The sequence below is a fragment of the Comamonas sp. JUb58 genome (assembly GCF_004364775.1).
GTDB lineage: Bacteria > Pseudomonadota > Gammaproteobacteria > Burkholderiales > Burkholderiaceae_C > Comamonas.
The window spans coordinates 55,847-76,083 of sequence record NZ_SOAL01000026.1 but is presented as its reverse complement, the minus strand read 5'-3'; the positions used below and the strand labels follow the sequence as shown (position 1 = coordinate 76,083).

The following is a 20,237-nucleotide window of genomic DNA, read 5'->3' as shown; positions in this document are numbered from 1 at the left end:
TGCGGTCGAGCACTTGTTCCTCCTGATTGCCGTTGAATCAGGCCTTAGGGTACTCAAGCGTTCGCCAGTCATCCACGGAATTCAGCGATGAACCATAAAAAAGCCGCACAGCATCAAAAATGATAGCTGTGCAGCCAATGAATTCTGGTAGGGCGTGAGGGACTTGAACCCGCGACCAAAGGATTATGAGTCCTCTGCTCTAACCAACTGAGCTAACGCCCCGGCACCACCACTTGCCGGGATGCCCGGCGAGTGAAGCTTTGCATTCTAGCGTTTATTTCGGATGGCTCAGTGCGTTGGAGACGAGCTTTGAGGTGATTCCAACGATCTGGATCATCTTCTCGTAAGGCATGCGTTTGGGGCCGATGACGCCCAAGGTGCCGACCACTTTGCCGTTGACCTGGTAGGGGGTGCTGACGACGGACAGCTCCTCGACGGACAGCAGCTGGCTCTCGCCGCCGATGTAGATTTGCACGCCTTCGGCGCGGTTCGAGTTCTCCAGCAGGTGCAGGATCTGGGTCTTTTGCTCGAACAGGTCAAAGGCCCGGCGCAGGTTGGTCATGTCATTGCTGAAATCGCTGACAGCCAGCAGGTTGCGCTCGCCGGCAATCACCAGCTCATGCGGGGCTTCTTCGGCGTCTTCATCCACGTTCACGGCCGCCAGCATCAGTGCGGCGATCTCGTCGCGCAGGCTGTCCACTTCCTTGCGCAGCAGCTGGCGCACCTGTTCCATCGCCAGGCCGGCGTAATGGGCGTTGAGGTAGTTGGCCGTCTCGATCAGCTGGCTTTGGGAATAGTCCGACTCGGTGAAGATCACCCGGTTCTGCACATCGCCCTCGGGCGAGACCAGGATCAGCAAGATGCGCTTTTCCGACAGGCGCAAGAACTCGATATGGCGGAACGACGAGCTTTTGCGCGGCGCCTGCACCACGCCGACAAACTGCGACAGCTCGGACAGCACGCCTGCCGCACTGGTGATGACCTTTTGCGGCTGCTCCGGCGCAATCTCGGCCGACACGACCTGGTCCGGGTCCACCGTCAGCATGGTGTCGACAAACAGGCGGTAGCCCTTGGCGGTGGGGATGCGGCCGGCGGAGGTGTAGGGGCTGGCGATCAGGCCCAGGCCTTCGAGGTCGGCCATCACATTGCGGATGGTGGCCGGCGAAAAATCCAGCCCCGGCGCCTGCGTGAGCGCGCGGGAGCCCACCGGATGGCCATCCGCTATATAGCGTTCCACCAAGGTTTTGAGCAGCAGCCGGGCGCGGTCATCAAGCATGGGCGCATTTTATCCGCGTCCATGGGCCTGCCGATGTCCAGGATGCCGATCAAGGGTAATGCGGGAGGCCGATAGCCTGCCAGATACCGCCCCCGGATGGCGCTGTGCTGCTCTGGATTTTTGTGCCCATGCAACAATGGCGCTGTGGCTGCCCCGGTGCGTCTGCCTACACGCGCCAGAGCGGCTCCCGGCCCAGCCCCGGCCAGCGGCGCGGCATGCCTTCGCAAGGCAGGCGGCCACTGCCACCTGGGGATGCTCTGCAAAACCCTCGCCAAGCGGGATGGACGCGGATCGGGATGAGCCGCAAGGCGTCTTTTGCAGTCAATAGCCGTAGCTATTGACAAGGAAGACAACGCAGCGGATCGCCCGAGACCGCGTTCAGACCACGGCAGGGAGTTTTGCAGAGGGTCCCTAGGGCTGCTCAAGATATTCAAAAAGATTGCACCACTTTGATGATGTAATTTGCGTATGCAGTCTCGCTTTCAACACATTGCCCTGATCGGCAAACACCATGCGCCACCCACTGCCGAGGTGCGCCAGCAGTCCTATGCGGCTTTCAGCCAGATCGCCTGCTATATCGAGGCCCAGGGCGGCACTGCATTTCTGGAGCAAGAGACGGCGGCCTTCACCGGCATGGAGCACTACCCCACCCTCAGCATGCAGCAGATCGGTGAGCGCTGTGACCTGGTCATCGTGCTGGGCGGCGACGGCACCATGCTGGGCGTCGGGCGCGAGCTGGCCCAGTACAACACGCCCCTGGTCGGTATCAACCAGGGCCGCCTCGGCTTTGTGACCGATGTGCCGCTGCAGACCTTCATGGGCCCGCTGTCGGCGATTCTGGCGGGCGAGTACGAGGAAGAAGTGCGCTCGATGATCCATGCCCGCGTGATGCGCGAAGGCCAATGCGTCTTCGAGGCCCTGGCCTTCAACGACGTGGTGGTCAACCGGGGCGGTACCTCGGGCATGGTCGAGCTGCGGGTCGAGGTCGATGGCCAGCTGGTGGCCAACCAGCGCGCCGACGGTTTGATCATCGCCACCCCCACCGGCTCGACCGCCTATGCGCTGTCGGTCGGCGGCCCCATCGTGCACCCCACGGTGCCTTGCTGGGTGATGGCGCCGATTGCGCCGCACATGCTGTCCAACCGGCCCAGCGTGATTCCGGATACCCAAGAGATTTCGATCGAGGTGATTGGCGGGCGCGATGTGGCCGCCAATTTCGACATGCAGTCGCTCGCCTCCATCCTGCGCGGCGACAAGATTCTGGTGCGCAGCGCGCCGAATAAGGCGCGCTTTCTGCACCCCCGGGGCTGGAACTACTACGCCACCCTGCGCAAAAAGCTGGGCTGGAACGAAGGGGGCATCACGCCATGAGCCTCAGACGCATTGGCTTGCGTGATTTCGTCATCGTCGAGCAGCTGGAGGTGGATTTCCAACCCGGCTTCACGGCACTGACGGGCGAGACAGGCGCCGGTAAATCGATCCTGATCGATGCCTTGCAACTGGTGCTGGGCCACCGCGCCGACACCGGTTTTGTGCGCCAGGGCGCCAGCCGCGCCGAACTGATGGCCGAGTTCGATACGCCCGCCACGCTCGAAGGCTTTCTCAGCGACAACGACATGCCGGGCGAAGACACCTTGCTGCTGCGCCGCGTGATCGACGCGCAGGGCAAGAGCAAGTTCTGGATCAATGGCGTGCCGGCCACTGCCACGCAGCTGCGCAGCATTGCCGGCGCCCTGGTCGATATCCATGGCCAGCATGCCTGGCAGGGGCTGACCCAGCCCGAATCGGTGCGCCAGCTGCTCGATGCCTATGCTGGCACTGACAGCACCCCCACCCAGCGCGCCTATGCGCTGTGGCGCAGTGCCGACAAGGCCTTGCAGCAAGCCCGGAGCATGGAGGAAACCCACCAGCGCGAGCGCGAACGCCTGCTTTGGCAGATTGCCGAAATCGACAAACTCGCGCCCGGCCCGCAGGAATGGGAAGAGCTCAACACCCAGCACGGACGCTTGTCCAATGCCCAGGCCCTGATGGATGCGGCCAACAACGCGATGGCCAGCCTGGAAGGCGAAGACGGCGGTGCGCTCACCCAGGTCAACCGCAGCCTGCATGTGCTGCAGGCCCAGGCCCATGTGGAGCCCGGTTTTTCGGCGATGGCCGATTCGCTGGAATCCTGCCTGGCCCAGCTCGAAGATGTGATGCGCTCGCTCAACGGCTATCTGCGCCATGCCGAGCTGGACCCGGACAAGCTCGAACAGCTGGACCAGCGCCTGGGCAGCTGGATATCGCTGGCGCGGCGCTACAAGCGCGCCCCCGAAGACCTGCCCGCGCTGCTGCAGGGCTGGCATGCCGAGCTGCTGGCGCTGGAAGCCTCCTCCGACATGGTGCAGCTCAGCAAGAATGCCCAGCAGGCGCAGGAGGCCTACCAAAAGGTGGCCGCCACACTGAGCCAGGCGCGCCAGCAAGCGGCCAAGCGCCTGTCCAAGGCCATCACTGCGGCGATGCAGGACCTGGGCATGGCCGGCGGCCGTTTTGTGGCCCAGGTCAGCCCGGCGCGCGAGCCGCGCAGCGATGGCATTGACGATGTGGAACTGCTGGTGGCTGGCCACCCCGGCACCGACCCCAAGCCGATTGCCAAGGTGGCCTCGGGCGGCGAGCTTTCGCGCATCTCGCTGGCGATTGCGATATCGACCAGCCAGCTTGGCCAGGCACCCACGCTGATCTTTGACGAAATCGACTCGGGCATCGGCGGCGCCGTGGCCGATTCGGTGGGCCGCGTGATGCGGGCCCTGGGGCGCGACCGCCAGGTGCTGGCCGTCACCCACCTGGCCCAGGTGGCTGCGCGCGGCGACCACCACCTGCTGGTGGCAAAGCAGCGCAGCAAGGGCGGCAGCACCAGCCATATCCGCACCGTGGCCGATGACGAGCGGGTCAATGAAATCGCCCGCATGCTGGGCGGCGAGAACCTCTCGGCCACCAGCCGGGCCCATGCCCAAGAGATGATTGCCGGAGGAATGAATGACCGATAAGACATCTGCCTCGCAGCCGCTGGAAGTGGTGGTCATCACCGGCATGGCCGGCTCGGGCAAGTCCGTGGCGCTGCACGCGTTGGAAGACGTGGGCTACTACTGTGTGGATAACTTTCCGCCGGAGCTGCTGCAGGCCCTGGTCGCGCTGGAGCACTGGCAGCACGGCAGCCGCGTCGCCATCGCCATCGATGCGCGCAGCGCCAAAGGGCTCTACCTGGTGCCCGAGCAGCTGAACCGGTTGCGCGATGCCGGCGCCCAGGTGCGGCTGATCTATATGGATGCGCAGCGCGACACGCTGATGCGCCGCTTCTCCGAAACCCGCCGGCGCCACCCGCTGACCAACGAGAAGCTGCAGGAAGGCCCGCGCGCGCTGGTGCAGATGATCGAAGAGGAACGTGCGCTGCTGTCCGATCTGCGCGAGCAGGCCCATGTCATCGACACCAGCAATATGCGCGGCTCCCAGCTGCAAGCGCATATCAAGGACTGGATCCAGGCGCCGCAGTCAAGCCTCACCCTGCTGTTCCAGTCCTTTGGCTTCAAGCACGGCATCCCCATCGACAGCGACTACATGTTCGATGTGCGCATGCTGCCCAACCCCTATTACGAGCCCGAGCTGCGCCCGCATACGGGGCTGGAGGCACCGGTCGCCGACTTTCTGGCGCAGCAGCCCAAGGTGCTGCAGATGCAAAACGACATCATCCAGTTTCTGGACCACTGGCTGCCCGAATTGGTGAAGAACCACCGCAGCTACGCCACCGTGTCCGTGGGCTGCACCGGCGGTCAGCACCGCTCGGTCTACCTGGTCAATGCCCTGGCCCAGCACTTTCAAAGCCGCTGGACGACCTTGCAGCGCCACCGCGAGCTGAGCGCCAAAAAGGGCTGATGCCCGCGCAGCTTACTCGGCGCGCAAAGCCACGCTGAGCTGGTCCACCACGTTCGCCCAATCGGCATCGGCGGTGATGCTCTCGCGCAGAAAGCGCGCTTGCGCTGGCGACCAGAACAAGGCGTCGGCCAGCAGCACCTTGTCCGGCAGCGGTCGGTGGGTTTCGATGAACTGGCGGATCGAGGCGTCATCGTCGGGCAGGCCCAGTTGCTGGAACAGCGACGAGAAGGGGTGGACAGTGGGTTCCATGGTTTTCCAAGTGAAGCAATAGAGGACGATTCAGTTTACCCCGCAGTTTTTGCGATCGGGCTCTGCGTCTTGTCAGTCTCTTCCTCTTTCATCTCCTGGCGCAGGAAGAAATTCAGCGCCGTGCGGATCACCGCAATCGCTGCCAGCTTGCCAATCTGGTCCCAGCTGGGGGACACCGAGGTCGACAGCACATCGGCTGCCAGCTGCAGCTCCAGCGCGAAGGTGAGGTAGCGGGCAAAGGTGACGCGCGCTTCGCTGTAGCGCTTGTCGCTGCCCGGCGAGAGTTTGTGCAGCAGCACGCGCAAGGTGGCAAACAGGCCCAGCAGGATGGCGATGGCACCCAGGCCTTCGACCAGCAGGCGCAGCCATTCCACACCGATGCGCAGCAAATGTTCCGAGTGTTCGAACATGGATCAGGAGGTGCCCGCAGGCACGGAAAAGTCGATGCGCGCTGCCGGTCCATCCAGTAGCAGCGCATCGGTCAGGCCAAGAAAAAAGGCAGGGCTGCGCCTTGCACAGCCTGCCCTGCTCGGTGGCGGCGCCAGCATGCACTGGCGCACCAGCCAACGCGTTTAGCGCTCGATCACCGGTGCATGCACAGGGGCCAGCACTTCGTGGCTGCCCTTGGTGCGCTGGGGGGTCTTGTGCACCATCGTGTAGGCATAGTCCACGCCCATGCCGTAGGCACCGGAGTGCTCCTTGGCAATGGCCATCACCGCGTCATAGGTCTCGCGGTTCTTCCAGTCGCGCTGCCATTCCAGCAGCACCTGCTGCCAGGTCACCGGCACCACGCCGGCCTGTACCATGCGCTGCATCGCGTAGTCGTGTGCTTCCTTCGTGGTGCCACCAGATGCATCGGCCACCATGTAGATCTCGTAGTCGCCTTCGAGCATGGCGCAGAGTGCAAACGTGGTGTTGCAGACCTCGGTCCACAGACCGGCTACCACCACCTTCTTGCGCTGGTTGGCGGCCAGGCTGTCGCGCACTTTCTGGTCATCCCAGGAGTTCATCGACGAGCGCTCCAGGATCTTGTGCTCGGGGAACACATCCAGCAGCTCGGGGTAGGTGTAGCCGGAAAACGAGGTGCTCTCGACCGTGGTGATCGTCGTGGGCACCTGGAACACGCGGGCAGCCTTGGCCAGGCCCAGCACATTGTTCTTCATGGTCTGGCGATCCATGGATTGCACACCAAATGCCATCTGGGGCTGGTGATCAATAATGATCAGCTGGCTGTTATGGGGCGTCAGAACTTCCAGTTTGGAGGTGGTGGACATAGTATTCAATCATCAAGTTAAAAATGCGCCAAAGTATTACTCTGGCAAAGCCCGGATTGCGTCAACCCGGATATCCGCTGAGGATGGCCTTAGAGTAAACGAGCCACTGGCAGTGCGCCATACCTCTTAGGTGGGAGAGGCTTACCCCTCCCCCAAGCAGTCCGCTGGTATTCAGCGCAGCACTGCTTCCACTACCGCATCGGTATTCACAAAACAAATACCTCAACGGCAGACCAAGATAATCCTTAAATAATCAATCTTCACGAAAGGCATCACCGCTGTAGATATGGCAAGCGGTGCGCGTGCCAATACCCAGCACGATCAAGCTGGCAATGCCCAACGCGACGGCGGCAACCACGGCCGTGGCGGTGCTGGGCCGGGCGCTGTAGTAGGCGAGCGAGGCACCGGCCCAGCCGCAGACCGGGAAGGTCATCGCCCACCAGCTCATAAAAAAGCTGCCATGTGCGGCATGGCGCCACAGGCTGGCCAGCAAAAAGGCGATGAACAGCGCCAGGCAGTAGAAGATGTCGCCCATGGCGCCAGCCTGGCCGCCGGTGAAGGCCATATAGGCCGACAAGCCGATGGAAGGCGGCGCCAGCAGGATGAACAAGGTGGGCATGCTGCGCTGGCCCATGGCCGGCACAAACAGCACGCGGTGCAGCACGATGGTGAAGAACGACAGCCACAGCATCAGGCCCACCGAGAAGAAGAACCAGCTCACCTCGATATAGCCCAGCGGCACACCACCGACCGGCACCAAAATGTTGCCGACCACCGGAATGAACCAGGCCGGGGTCAGCACGTTCTCATCCTGCGGGTGCGTGATCCAGCGGCGGATCAAGGTCATCGCAAACACAAAGTGCATCGCAGCGCCGGCACACCACAGCACATGGGCCGCTGGCAGCGAGTAGTGGCGCAGCCCGATGGACAGCACGATGGCTGCCACCGAGATGGCCGGGAAGAAGCTGGAGCGCACCGGGTGCGCAAACTCTTCCTTCACATCCTCAAAACACAGCAGCAGCTTGGTCAGCTGCGCCAGCGCCAGCACCCCAAACAGCAGCACCGCCAGCACCAGCAAGGCCTGGCTGACGACCAGCGGCAAGCCAAATACCTCATGGGCCTTGGCCCAGGCATTGGCAAGCCCGCCAACGCCCATCACCATGCCGAACATCGCCACCGACATATGGGCCAGCTTGGGCTTGGGCGCGGCACTGGCGGCCGCGCTGGGCAAGGGGCTATCCGCCATGGGCTTGGGCCTTGCTCGCAACCTGGCCATGCAAGGCCAGGAAGTGGTGCACCACGGGTGGCGCCGCACCTTCATGGAAGCGCAGTGCCTCGGCCTGCATATCGGCATCGGCCTTGGACACCCGCTGGTGCTGGCGCAAATGCTCGGCCCAGGACTCAACCATGAACCATTCAATGACGCGCTCGGTCTCGCCGGTGTGCTCCGCAATGCCCCAGGCATAGGCACCGTCGCGCCGGCGCTCACGCTCCACCTGCTGCATCGCCTGCATGAAGGCTGCCAGGTTCTTGCGGGCAATGCGGTACTCGATCTGGATCAGCACAGGGCCGCGGTCATGGGCCACCGGCTCGGCCAGCATGGGCTCGGGCCAGTGGTTGGAGGCCTGCAGATCGGCATCGCCGCTGGGCAGCTTGACCCGGTTGAACAACAGCGAAGCAATCACCAGGCCTACACCGCCCACCAGCAAGGCGGTGGGAATGCCCACCTCTTGCGCAAACAGGCCCCAGCCCAGGCTGCCTCCGGCCATCGCGCCGTTGAAGACCATCAGGTAGATGGCCAGACCACGGCCGCGCACCCAGTTGGGCAGCACCGCCTGGGCCACACCGTTGAAGGTGGTCAGCGCAATGATCCAGCCCGCGCCCAGCACCAGCATCAGCGCCACGGCAATCCATTGGGCCGGCGCCAGCGACAGCGCAGCCATCACACCGGCGCTGAGCACCGAGGACAGCAGCACCAGGCCATCGGCGCTGAGGCGTTGGCGCAGCTTGGGCAGCAGCAAGGCACCGATGATGGCGCCAGCGCCCACGGCGCCCAGCATCACGCCATAGAAGCCGGCCGTGCCGCCCAGCATGCGGCGCGTCAGCAGCGGCAGCAAGGCCCAGACCGAGCTGGCAAACAGAAAGAACACGGCTGCGCGCAGCAGCACCACATGCAGCTCGCGGCTGGAGCGTGCGTAGCGCAGGCCGGCGCGGAAGGCGCCCAGGAACTGCTCGGACAGGCCCGAGTCGGTGGCAGGTGGCCGCTTCCACAGCAGCAGCGCCACGATCACGATCAGGTAGCTGCTGACGTCAGCGCCATAGGCCATGGCAGCGCCAAAACTGGCCACCAGCAAACCGCCGGCAGCAGGCCCAATGGCGCGCGAGATATTGATGCCCAGCGAGTTGAGCGCCACGGCATTCTTCAGGTCCTCCCGGGGCACCAGCTCGGGCACGATGGCCTGCCAGGTCGGGCCCATCAGCGCCGCACCAATGCCACCGACAAAGGTCAACGCCACCAGGTACTCCACCGTCAAGGCATTGGTCTTGGACAGGATCAGCAAGCTGCCGCTGACGCAGGCCAGCAGCACCTGCACGGCAATCAGAAAGCGCCGGCGGTCCAGAATGTCCGACAGCACGCCGGCAGGAATGGCCAGCAGAAACACCGGGAGGCTGGCTGCTGTCTGGATCAGGGCCACCGCTGTCGGGCTGGCCGACAGTTCGGTCACCATCCAGGAGCTGGCCACATCGCGCATGAAGCTGCCGACGTTGCCCAAAATGGCAGCCACCCAGAGCAGCGCGAACATGGAATGCTTCAGCGGCGCGAAGCTCCCAGCAGAGGAATTGTTTTTCTCAGAGGTCATAGTGTTTTCTTAGATCGACCCAGGCCACGAGCACAAAGGCCCCCACCAGGCCCAGGTGCTCGAAAAAGGCGTTCTCCACCGCAAAGCGCTCGGCAGCGCCCACGGTCCAGAACGCATTGGCCAGGAAGGTGGCGCACAAGGTAAAGCTCGCCAGGCCCAGCGCTGCCAGCCAGCGCCAGACCCCGCTGATCACCATCAGCGAGGCGACGATCTCCAGCGCGATGGTGGCCAGGGCCAGGGGTGCCGCAGGTGCCAGACCAAAATGCTGCATCTCGGCCACGGCAGCGCTGAAGTCCAGCGCCTTGTTGATGCCGCCTTGCAGGTAGGCAGAGCACAGCAGCAGCAAGCCCAGCCGGTAGATCCAGGCGAACCAGACCGGCTCGCTGCGGGGCTCGGTCGTGTACATCAGACGGCCCAGCAGGCGCAGCCCAGCGCACCCCAGAAGCTCTTGAGGTCGGCAATCGGCAGCTTGCTGCTCCAGGCCGTGGCGTGCTGGTGGCCGTGCACATTGCAGTCATTGGCACAGGCACAGGCGGCAGCCATGCGGGCCGCATTGTGCAAAGGTGCGCCCTCCTGGCTGCCCCAGGCGCCGTAGCCGCCAAAGCGGCGCACCGGCGACCAGTCGGGCATGGCCAGCGGAATGGGCCGGTCGTCAAAGCGGGCAAAGTCGCCGGCGCCCCAGACCACCTTGCCACCCACCACGGTCAGCAGCGCGCTGGTATCGGCAATGTCGGACTCGGCACAGGCGAAGAAGTCGCGGTCCGGCACCATCAGGTCGGCCAGCTGGCCTTCAACGATCTGGCCCTTCTTGCCCACCTCGTTCGAGAACCAGGTCACCTTCTCGGTGTACATGCGCAAGGCGGTTTCGCGGTCCAGGCAGTTGCGCTGCGGGGTCAGCTGCATGCCGCCCACCGTTTTGCCGGTGACCAGCCAGGACAGCCCCACCCAGGGGTTGTAGGAGGCCACACGGGTGGCATCGGTGCCGGCGGACACATTGACGCCCATCTCCAGCATCTTGGCCACCGGCGGCGTGGCGGCTGCGGCGCCATGGCCGTAGCGCTCGACAAAGTACTCGCCCTGGTAGGCCATGCGGTGCTGCACCGCAATGCCACCGCCCAGCGCGGCAATGCGCTCGATCGAGCTTTCGGAGATGGTCTCGCAGTGGTCAAAGAACCAGTTCAGGCCTTCGAGCGGCACATCCTGGTTCACCTTCTCGAACACATCCAGCGAGCGGCTGATGGTTTCGTCGTAGGTGGCATGCATGCGCCAGGGCCAGCGGTTCTGGGCCAGCAGGCGCACCACCTCCTCCAACTCGCCTTCCATCTCCGGCGCCATGTCGGGGCGCGGCTGGCGGAAGTCCTCAAAATCGGCGGCCGAGAACACCAGCATCTCGCCCGCACCGTTGTGGCGGAAGTAGTCATTGCCCTGCTTGTACTTGACCGACTGGGTCCACTGCAGAAAGTCCTGCTTTTCTTCCTTGGGCTTTTGCGTGAACAGGTTGTAGGCCAGGCGGATCGTCAGCTGGTCCTTGTCGGACAGCTCCTGGATGATCTGGTAGTCCTCGGGGTAGTTCTGAAAGCCGCCGCCCGCGTCGATCGCGCCGGTCACGCCCAGGCGGTTGAGCTCGCGCATGAAGTGGCGCGTGGAATTGAGCTGGTACTCATAGGGCAGCTTGGGGCCCTTGGCCAAGGTCGAATAGAGAATGCCGGCATTGGGCTTGGCCAGCAGTAGCCCGGTGGGGTTGCCAGCGGCATCGCGCAGCATCTGGCCGCCAGCGGGCTCGGGCGTGTCCTTGGTGTAACCCACGGCGCGCAGGGCCGCGCCATTGAGCAGGGCCCGGTCGTAGAGGTGCAGCAGGAACACCGGCGTATCGGGGGCCACGGCATTGAGCTCCTCAATGGTCGGCAGGCGCTTTTCGATGAACTGGTGCTCGGTGAAGCCACCCACCACGCGCACCCATTGCGGCGCGGGCGTGATGGCCACCTGGGCCTTGAGCATCTCCATCGCATCGGCCAGCGAGCGCACGCCGTCCCAGCGCAGCTCCATGTTGTAGTTCAGGCCACCCCGGATGATGTGCAGGTGGTTGTCGATCAGGCCGGGCAGCACGCGCTTGCCACGCAGGTCGATGATCTTGGTGTCGGCGCCAGCGAGCGCCATGACTTCATGGTCCTCCCCCACTTTGAGGAAGCGGCCATTCTGAATCGCCACCGCGCTGGCGGTGGGCTTGCTTTTGTCCAGGGTGGTGAAGAGCCCGCGGTGCAGGATCAGTTCGGGCGTGCTGCGTTCAGACATCTTTGGTGCTTTCCTGTTGAGAAGGGTTGGAAGGGTCTTGCTTGCACTGCGGCAGCTGACCGAACATATGGGGCTTGACCTGCTGCTGCACCCAGGAGACGCGCTGCTCGGCCGGCTTGGCCCAGAGGTGGCGCACCAGCGGCGGCAGCTGCTCGCCCACCAGAATCCCCAGCAAACCGACCAGCGCAATGACGGGAGGGGCAGGAGAGCGAACATTTATGAGTGCATAAATGACACCAATGAGCAATCCGGCAGCAGCCGACAGCAGGTAGGGTTTCATGGCGGGTCAAAGGGCAGTGATATACAGCGTCCAATGTAGGAGTTCCCGCTACACGCTGCGACTCCCGGTTAGGCAGCGCTGCGCCCTCTCTTAGTGAGTAGATGGCATGCACAAATACGATGTGAGCCATCGGCATTGGCTAAGTGCGCGAGCATTTACATACACAAAAACACAAAATCAGCGGGTTTTCGCTGCCAAAGCCCATGGGCTTGGCGAAAATGGAGGCCATTGCCGCCACCGACCTGCCTGTATGCCCTTGAACCCTCCCCTTTGCCTGTTGCCCCAAGCGCCGCGCTGCTGCGACCGGGCTGCCCGCATCGGGGATGGCTGCGCGCCGTCGGCCGCACAGGAGGCACCGCCATGGGATCGCTAGCAGCCCAGCAGCAGACCGCCTGGGCCTTTGTGCCGGGTGCCAAGGTCTATGTGGTGGACGATGACAAGGCGGTCTGTGGATCGCTGTCCAGCCTGTTGCGCTCGGTCGCGCTGGGCTGTGAAACCTTTGCCAGCGCAGACGCATTTCTGCAGTCGCCCGAGCCCGAAGGCCCGGCCTGCCTGGTGCTGGACATGCAGCTGCTGGGCACCACCGGCTTTGAGGTGCAGCAGGCCATGGCCAGCCGGCGCCGCTGCCTGCCCATCATTTTTCTCACCGGCTACGGCACCATTCCGATGACGGTGCGTGCGATGAAGGCCGGCGCCAGCGCCTTCCTCACCAAGCCCGTTGGTGACCAGGAGCTGCTGGAGGCCATCCACCACGCGCTGCATCTGGACGCCGACGCGCTGGCCTGCCTGCAGGGGCAGGATGCGCTGATGGCACTCTACGGTAGCCTCACGCCCCGCGAGCGCCAGGTCATGGGCCTGGTGGTGCAGGGCCTGCTCAACAAGCAGGTCGCCGCCGATCTGGGTACCAGCGAGATCACCATCAAGGTCCACCGGCGCCAGGTCATGTCCAAGATGCAGGCCGGCTCGCTGCCCGATCTGGTGCGCATGTCCGAGCGCCTGGCGACGATTTTGCCCAATGCCGATCTACCGCGCTGAGCGGCCCCACCTATACCAAAGTGCAATCTCCGCAGGGGGTCCATCCTGTATGCTCCGCCAATGACAGAAGAATTGGGGACGACAGGCCCGTCCGGCCTGCACCAGCCATTGGTCGGCATCGTCGATGACGATGCATCCGTTCGCATGGCGCTGGCCAACTGGCTGCGCTCCATCGGCATCTCCAGCCACACTTTCGCCTCCGGAAATGAACTGCTGACCAGCGCCGCGCTGCCCCAGCTGTGCTGCCTGATCCTGGACCAGCGCATGCCCGGCATGAGCGGCCTGGAAGTCATGCGTGCACTGGGCACGGCAGGCCACCGCATCCCCACCATCATGGTCTCGGCCCATGACGACGATGACAACCGCCAGCGCGCCGCCGCCGCTGGCGCTTTCGCCTTTGTACCCAAGCCCTTTGCCGATTTCACGCTGATGGAGCGGGTGCACGACGCCCTGGACCGCTGCCCGCAACACCAGCGCCGCCAGCCATGAGCAGCGCTGTGCCACCGCCCGTCGCTGGCGACGGGGCGCCCTCCGACGCGGCTGGCCCGGCTATCCATCCCGGTGAGCTGCTCGAAAGCCTGGCCCAGGACCGCGACGAACAGCTCTACCGCCTGCAGCGCGCAGGCGGCACGCAGTTACTGACCGTGTTCGGCCATGGCAGCAGCCCCCTGGATGCCGCCCAGCGCCGCGACCATGCCTATGCAATGCGCGGCCATCTGTCGGCAGATTTTTGCGCCCTGCCCTTGCACGCCCTGCTGGTGCAGGGCCAGCCGGCGCTCTTGCAGTCCGACCCGGGCGGCAAGCCGCTGCAGCTCACCGCCGGCCAGGCGCTGCCACTGGCGCAATGCCTGCGCATCGCCATCGCCACCGCCCAGGCGCTGGCCCGCTTGCACGCCGGCCGCGTGGTGCACCAGGATCTGCGGCCCGCGCATTTGCTGGTGGATGCGCAGGGCCAGGTCTTTCTGACAGGGTTCGCACGGGCCAGCAAGGAGACGCGCCATGCCGTATCGGCCCTGGGGCCCGGCGCCAGCGCCGCGTCCTGGCCCTATATGTCGCCCGAGCAGACGGGCCGCGTGCAGCGCGGCATCGATGCGCGCAGCGACCTCTATGCGTTGGGCGTCATCCTGTACCAGATGGCCTGCGGCCATTTGCCGTTCGAGGCCCAGGATGCCGCTGAATGGGCGCACTGCCATCTGGCCCGCAGCCCGGTGCCTCCGGCCACCCGCCATCCTGCGGTGCCGCCCTTGCTGTCCGATCTGATCCTGCGCCTGCTGGCCAAGGCTGCCGAAGACCGCTACCAGACCGCCAGCGGGCTGCTGCATGACCTGCAGCGCATGGCCCAGGCGCAGGCGCACAGCGGCCAGATGCCCGCCTTGGTGCTGGGCAACCAGGACCAATCAGACCGCCTGGTCATCCCCGAGCAGCTCTTTGGCCGCGCCCAGGCGGTGCAGCAATTGCTGCAGCAGTATGAGAGCGCGCGCAGCCCGGGCCCGTCGGCCCTGGTGCTGATCGCGGGCTACGCCGGGGTGGGCAAGACGGCCCTGGTCGCCGAGCTGCATGCCCACCTGCCTGCCCAGCCGCTGGTGTTTGCCAGTGGCAAGTTCGAGGCGCACAAGGACGACATCCCCTACGCCACCCTGGCCCAGGCGCTGGGGCAGTTGGTGGCCGAGCTGCTGGGCCTGGAGCCCAAGGCACTCGCCGCCTGGCGCCAGCGCCTGTTGCGGGCCCTGGGCGCCCATGGCCAGGTGGTGGTCAACCTGGTGCCCGCGCTGGCGCACATCATCGGGCCGCAACCAGCCCTCAAAGAAGTAGCCGCTGCCGAAAGCGCGCTGCGTTTTCAGACCGCGGTGCAGCGCTTTCTGGCGGTGTTCAGCAGCGAGGAAAAACCACTGCTGTTCTTCCTCGACGATATCCACTGGATCGACCCTGCTTCGCTGGACCTGCTTTGCGCGCTGCTCCAGGCGCCCGAGCTGCGCCATGTGCTGTTTGTGGCGGCCTACCGCTCCAACGAGGTGGCGGCCAACCCGGCACTGGGCACCCAGCTGGCACAGTGGCAGCAGGCCAGGACGGCCGTCACCACGATCGAGCTGCTGCCGCTGTCGCCCCAGGATCTGGAAAACCTGCTGGCCAGTAGCCTGGCGGGCCGCCACAGCCCCCGGCACCAGCTCGCCGACCTGGCCCGGCTGGTGTGGGCCAAGACCCAGGGCAACCCGCTGTTCTGCAAGCAGCTGCTGACTGAAATCGCCGACCAGCGCCTGCTGGCGTTTGACCATGCGCAGCAACGCTGGCGCTGGGACAGCGCGGCCATCGACGCGCTGGACTACAGCCAGAACGTGGCCGAGCTGGTGGCACACAAGATGGCCCGGCTGGCACCGGCCAGCGTGCGCCTGCTGACCCTGCTTGCCAGCCTGGGCGCCCGCGCCAGCCTGGAGCACCTGGCCACCATTGCCGCGCTGCCGCCCGCGCAGATCCAACAGGCGCTGCTGCCGGCCCAGGAGATGGGCCTGATCGCCGAGCAAGGCCAGCACTACCGCTTTTTGCACGACAAGATCCAGGAGTCGGCTTATGCACTGCTGCCCGCAGAGGCGCGCGCCGGCATGCATCTGGCCATCGCCCGGCGGCTGCTGGCCGGCCATGCCGGCTCGGCCAGCGGCTGGGAGGCGCAGCACTTTGACACCGCCAACCAGTTCCTGCGCGGCGACAGCCTGGTCAGCGACGACACCGAGCGCCTGCAAGTCGCCGGCCTCTACCTGCAAGCGGCCCACAGCGCAATGGCCGACAACGCTTACCTGGCCGCACTGCAGTACCTGGGGCGTGCCCAGGCGCTGCTGCCCGCACAGGCCTGGCAGCTGGATGCGCGGCTGTGCTTTGAACTGGCGCGCACCCATGCGGAATGCGAGTTCTATGCCGGTGACCCGGCGGCCGCCGACCGCCGGCTGCGCCAGCTGGCGCCGCATGTCAGCGAGCGGCTGGACGAGGCCAGCCTCACCGCGCTGCAGATCACCGTCTGCCTGTCGCTGGACGACAGCGCCCGGGCCATCAGCACCTGCCTGGCTTTTCTGGCCCGGGGCGGCATGGCCTGGCCCGCCCACCCCAGCCGCGACGAGGTGCTGCTGGAATACCAGGGCCTGCGCGCGACGCTGGCCCAGCGCAGCATCGCATCGCTGGCCGATCTGCCGGCGATGAGCCACCCGCTGCACCGCGCCACCATGGATGTGCTGGCCGCCGTGCTGCCGCCGGCCTTCTTCAGCGACGAGAACCTGGTCTGCCTGGTGCTGTGCCGCATGGCCAAGCTCAGCATCGAATCGGGCAACACCAGTGCCTCGCCGCTGGCCTATGCCTACCTGGGCATGGTGCTGGGCCCCTGCTTTGACGACTACCCCGGCGCGCTGGAGTTTGGCCAGCTCGGCCATGCGGTGATCGAGCGCGGCGAGCACACCCGCTACCGCGCCCGCGTCTACATGTGCTATGCCTACCATGTGCTGCCCTGGACGCGGGACATGCGCGAGACCCCGCCCCTGCTGCGCAAGGCCTTTGCGATCACGCGCGAGACCGGCGACATCACCTACTCGGGCTTCAGCTCCTGCACCCTGGTCACCAGCATGCTGTTTTCGGGCGACGCGCTGGACCTGATCGATGCCGAGGGCAGCCAGCGCTTGCAGCTGATGGAGGCCGCGCGCTTTGGGCTGATTGTGGACATCATCCAGGCCCAGCTGCGCCTGGTGGCCAGCTTGCAGGGCCGCACCCACCGGTTTGGCTTCTTTGACGATGCCGGCTTTGACGAGCAGGTATTTGAAGCGCATCTGCAGGCCAACCGCAGCCTCGACATCGCCGCCTGCTGGTACTGGATTCGCAAGGCCCAGGCGCGCTTCATGGCCGGCAGGCTGCGCGATGCGCTGCAGGCCATGGGCCAGGCCGAGCCGCTGCTCTGGACCTCGCGCGGCCACCTGGAGTTTGCGGAATACCACTTCTGGAGCGGCCTCATCCACGCCGCTGCCTGCCAGGGCCTGGCCGATGCCGCCAGCGCCCCGCACCGCGCCCAGCTGGACACGCACCTGGCCCAGCACGCCATCTGGGCCCAAAGCAGCCCTGACAATTTCGCCTGCCGCCTGGCGCTGCTGCAGGCCGAGGCGGCCAGGATCGATGGCGATGGGCGCAGCGCGATGCAGCATTTTGATGACAGCGCCAGCTGGGCACGCCAGTCCGGCATGGGCCATATCGAAGCAATGGCGCTGGAGCTGGGCGCCAAATTCCATGACCAGCAAGGCCGCCAGACCCTGGCGCTGGCGCTGCGCAGCTCGGCACGTGAGCGCTGGATCAGCCTGGGCGCGCATGGCATGGCCTTGCAGCTGCAAAAGCAGAACCTGGCGCTGCTGCCCCCTGCCGAGCAGGCCCGCAGTGCCGTGCTGGAGCGGCCGCTGCGCTCCATCGATGTCGATACGCTGCTGCGCATCTCGCAGGCGCTGGCCGCCGAGAAGGGCCTGAGCCAGCTGGTCCAAACGCTGATGACGATGATCCTGCAATATGCCGGCGCCGACCGCGCGCTGCTGGTGCTGCCCCATGGTGACCAGCTGCGCATCCAGGCGCAGGCCAGGACCGAACAGGGCACGCTGGCCTTCAGCGAACAGCCAGTACCGGCCAGCGATGCGCTGCTGCCGCTGTCCGTCGTGCACTACAGCCTGCGCAGCCGCAGCCATGTGCTGATCGAGGATGCGCATGAGCCCGGGCCTTTTGCCTCGGATCTGTACCTGTCCCAGGCCCGCGCACGCTCGGTGCTCTGCCTGCCGCTGATGCGCCGCGCCGAGCCGCTGGGGGTTCTCTATCTGGAGAATTCGCTGACCGGCCATGTCTTCAATGCCGACCGCGTGGCAGTGCTGACCTTGATCGCCTCGATGGCCGCCACCAGCATGGAAAACGCCTCGCTGGGCGAGAAGGAATCGCTGCTGCAGGAGGTGCACCACCGGGTCAAGAACAACCTGCAGCTCATCAGCAGCTTGCTCAGCCTGCAGGCCCACCGCATTGCCGAGCCTGCCGTGGCCGAGCTCTTTGCCGAAAGCCGCAACCGGGTGCGCTCCATGGCGCTGGTGCATGAGAACCTGTACCGGGCAGGCAACTTTGCCCGCGTGCCCATGGACCAGCACCTGGAAAAGCTCTGCGCCCAGCTGTGCCATGTCTATGGCCTGGATGAGCGCCGTGTGCGCCTGCACCTGCAGGTCGATGACATCGAGCTCAGCCTCAGCCAGGCCGTCTCCTGCGGGCTGATCGTCAATGAGCTGGTCTCCAATGCGCTCAAGCATGCCTTCCCCGGCGGCAGCAGTGGCGATATCCATGTGCGCATGCAGGCACTGCCCGAGCAGCGCTACCAGTTGACCGTGGCCGACAGCGGCATCGGGCTGCCGGTGCACATCGGGCCCGAGAGCGCCGACACCCTGGGCCTGCAGCTGGTGGTGGACCTCAGCCACCAGCTGCGCGGCAAGCTGCAGGTGGTGCGCGAGGCGGGCACGCTGTTCTGCATTGAATTCCGCATGGACACCGGCCTGCCACAGACTGCCGCCAACACCGAAAGATGGACATGACCCCCGCGCGCATTCTGATTGTGGAAGACGATTTTGTAGTGGCGCGCGACCTGCGCAACCAGCTCACGCGCCTGGGCTACCAGATTGCGGGCAGCACGGCGCTGGGCGAGGAAGCGGCCGAGATGGCGCGCAACCACCAGGCCGATCTGGTGCTCGCCGATATCCGCCTGGAAGGCAAGATGGACGGCACCGCTGCCGCCAAAGAGGTGCGGCAGCTTTGCGACATACCGGTGGTTTTTCTGACCGCCTATGCCGATGACGAAACCCTGCAGCGCGCCAGCCTGGCCGATCCGCAGGGCTATGTGCTCAAGCCCTTTGACGAGGCGCAGCTGCGCACCGCGATCGAGATTGCGCTGTACAAGCATGCCTTTGACCGTGAACTGCGCGCCAGCGAAAACCGCTATGCGGCCACCCTGGCCAGCATTGGCGATGCCGTCATCTCCATTGGCCGTGATGGGCGCATCAGCTACATGAACCCCAAGGCCGAGGCTTTGACCGGCATCGCTGCCGGGCAGGCCACCGGCCAGGCGCTGGAGCAGGTCTACCATGTGCGCGAGGACGAGAGCGGCTGGTCGCTGGGCGCCAACGCCAGCCTGATCCTGACCGATGCCCATGGCAAGGAAACCCCGATCGAGCAGTCGGCATCGCCGCTGGTCGATGCCCGGGGCCAGTTGTCAGGCACCGTGCTGGTGTTCCGCGACCTGTCGCTGCGCCTGGCGATGGAGAACGCGCTGCGCGAGGCCCATGCCGAGTTGGCGCGCTCCTCGGGCATGCTGACCATGGCCGAATTTGCCGCCTGCGTGGCGCATGAGATCAGCCAGCCGCTGGCGGCCATCGTCACCAACGCCAGTGCCGGCCTGAACTGGCTGCGCCGGCCGCAGCCGGAGCTGCAGGAGGTCGAGCAGGTGCTGGGCAGCATCCATACCGAAGGCACACGCGCCGCCGGCGTGGTGCGGGGCCTGCATGCGATTGCCCGCAAGTCCGGCCCGGAGCTGGCGCCGATCGAGCTGCCGGGCGCCGTCAAAGAAGTTGCCACGCTCCTGCAAGAGGAGCTCAGGCGCAACCAGGTGCGCATTCAGCTGGGGCCTTTTGCGCCGCATGCGCCGGTGCTGGCGGACCGCATCCAGCTCAACCAGGTGCTGATGAACCTGCTGCGCAATGGCATGGAGGCGATTGCCGAGTCCTCGCACACGCAGCGCCTGCTGACGGTCACCAGCTTGGTGGAGCCCCAGGGCCTGCTGTGCATCAGCGTGGCCGACTCGGGCGCGGGGGTGGAGCAGGACCATGCCGAGCGCCTGTTCGAGGCCTTTTTCACGACCAAGAAAAAGGGCATGGGCATGGGGCTGGCGATCTGCAAATCGATTGTCGAGGCCCACCACGGGCATATCTGGGCACGCCCCAACCTACCGCAAGGCACGGTGATTTCCTTCACGCTGCCGCTGGCCCAGGCCTGACCCTTAAGAGGTAGCTGCAGCGCGCCTCAGC

16 protein-coding genes and 1 tRNA gene are annotated in these 20,237 nt (G+C 65.4%); 7 read left to right on the top strand and 10 right to left on the bottom strand.

Features of this window, described 5'->3' with window-relative positions:
* Nucleotides 1-145: 145 nt before the first annotated feature.
* Nucleotides 146-222: transfer RNA gene (locus EDF71_RS22495), tRNA-Ile, on the bottom strand.
* Nucleotides 223-274: 52 nt separating this feature from the next.
* Complete coding sequence (gene hrcA / locus EDF71_RS22490; protein ID WP_133858763.1) at nt 275-1,276, bottom strand: heat-inducible transcriptional repressor HrcA; 1,002 nt, start codon at nt 1,274-1,276, stop codon at nt 275-277.
* Between the two features lie 468 nt (nt 1,277-1,744).
* Here hrcA and EDF71_RS22485 point away from each other — a divergent pair, with 468 nt between their 5' ends.
* Genes EDF71_RS22485 through rapZ form a run of 3 tightly spaced genes read left to right on the top strand, consistent with a single transcriptional unit; the run spans nt 1,745 to nt 5,185 of the window.
* Nucleotides 1,745-2,647 carry an NAD kinase gene (locus tag EDF71_RS22485; protein WP_133858762.1) on the top strand — a complete coding sequence of 301 codons (903 nt, stop codon included), beginning with the start codon at nt 1,745-1,747 and terminating at the stop codon, nt 2,645-2,647.
* Nucleotides 2,644-4,302, top strand: a complete 1,659-nt coding sequence (recN, locus tag EDF71_RS22480) for a DNA repair protein RecN (protein ID WP_133858761.1) — start codon at nt 2,644-2,646, stop codon at nt 4,300-4,302. Before EDF71_RS22485 ends, recN begins: the two co-directional genes overlap by 4 nt.
* Nucleotides 4,292-5,185 (top strand): RNase adapter RapZ, encoded by an 894-nt coding sequence (gene rapZ, locus EDF71_RS22475; RefSeq protein WP_133858760.1) that lies wholly within the window; start codon nt 4,292-4,294, stop codon nt 5,183-5,185. The genes recN and rapZ overlap by 11 nt, the downstream gene beginning before the upstream one ends.
* A 12-nt stretch (nt 5,186-5,197) precedes the next feature.
* Here the strand turns inward: rapZ and EDF71_RS22470 are convergent, their stop codons facing one another.
* From EDF71_RS22470 to EDF71_RS22435, 8 genes are all read right to left on the bottom strand, one after another.
* Complete coding sequence (locus tag EDF71_RS22470) at nt 5,198-5,434, bottom strand: DUF2789 domain-containing protein (protein ID WP_133858759.1); 237 nt, start codon at nt 5,432-5,434, stop codon at nt 5,198-5,200.
* A gap of 35 nt (nt 5,435-5,469) precedes the next feature.
* Complete coding sequence (locus EDF71_RS22465) at nt 5,470-5,844, bottom strand: DUF1622 domain-containing protein (RefSeq protein WP_133858758.1); 375 nt, start codon at nt 5,842-5,844, stop codon at nt 5,470-5,472.
* A 162-nt stretch (nt 5,845-6,006) separates the two neighbouring features.
* A complete protein-coding gene (locus tag EDF71_RS22460) occupies nt 6,007-6,708 on the bottom strand; it encodes a hydrolase (protein ID WP_133858757.1) in 702 nt (233 codons plus the stop codon).
* Between the two features lie 253 nt (nt 6,709-6,961).
* Nucleotides 6,962-7,954 (bottom strand): SLAC1 anion channel family protein, encoded by a 993-nt coding sequence (locus EDF71_RS22455; protein WP_166656619.1) that lies wholly within the window; start codon nt 7,952-7,954, stop codon nt 6,962-6,964.
* Nucleotides 7,944-9,569 carry an MFS transporter gene (locus EDF71_RS22450; RefSeq protein ID WP_133858755.1) on the bottom strand — a complete coding sequence of 542 codons (1,626 nt, stop codon included), beginning with the start codon at nt 9,567-9,569 and terminating at the stop codon, nt 7,944-7,946. The genes EDF71_RS22455 and EDF71_RS22450 overlap by 11 nt, the downstream gene beginning before the upstream one ends.
* On the bottom strand, nt 9,559-9,975 hold the full coding sequence (locus EDF71_RS22445; protein WP_133858754.1) for a DoxX family protein: 417 nt from the start codon (nt 9,973-9,975) through the stop codon (nt 9,559-9,561). Before EDF71_RS22445 ends, EDF71_RS22450 begins: the two co-directional genes overlap by 11 nt.
* Nucleotides 9,975-11,861 carry an amidohydrolase gene (locus EDF71_RS22440; protein WP_133858753.1) on the bottom strand — a complete coding sequence of 629 codons (1,887 nt, stop codon included), beginning with the start codon at nt 11,859-11,861 and terminating at the stop codon, nt 9,975-9,977. The genes EDF71_RS22445 and EDF71_RS22440 overlap by 1 nt, the downstream gene beginning before the upstream one ends.
* A complete protein-coding gene (locus tag EDF71_RS22435; RefSeq protein ID WP_133858752.1) occupies nt 11,854-12,141 on the bottom strand; it encodes a XapX domain-containing protein in 288 nt (95 codons plus the stop codon). Before EDF71_RS22435 ends, EDF71_RS22440 begins: the two co-directional genes overlap by 8 nt.
* Before the next feature lie 360 nt (nt 12,142-12,501).
* Between EDF71_RS22435 and EDF71_RS22430 the strand changes: the two genes are divergently transcribed.
* From EDF71_RS22430 to EDF71_RS22415, 4 genes are read left to right on the top strand one after another with little or no spacing between them, the layout of a single operon-like run.
* Complete coding sequence (locus tag EDF71_RS22430; protein ID WP_133858751.1) at nt 12,502-13,176, top strand: response regulator; 675 nt, start codon at nt 12,502-12,504, stop codon at nt 13,174-13,176.
* A gap of 60 nt (nt 13,177-13,236) precedes the next feature.
* Nucleotides 13,237-13,665, top strand: a complete 429-nt coding sequence (locus tag EDF71_RS22425; protein WP_133858750.1) for a response regulator — start codon at nt 13,237-13,239, stop codon at nt 13,663-13,665.
* On the top strand, nt 13,662-18,752 hold the full coding sequence (locus tag EDF71_RS22420) for an AAA family ATPase (protein WP_133858749.1): 5,091 nt from the start codon (nt 13,662-13,664) through the stop codon (nt 18,750-18,752). The genes EDF71_RS22425 and EDF71_RS22420 overlap by 4 nt, the downstream gene beginning before the upstream one ends.
* Nucleotides 18,743-20,206, top strand: a complete 1,464-nt coding sequence (locus EDF71_RS22415; protein ID WP_133858748.1) for an ATP-binding protein — start codon at nt 18,743-18,745, stop codon at nt 20,204-20,206. The genes EDF71_RS22420 and EDF71_RS22415 overlap by 10 nt, the downstream gene beginning before the upstream one ends.
* The last annotated feature ends 31 nt before the right edge of the window (nt 20,207-20,237 follow it).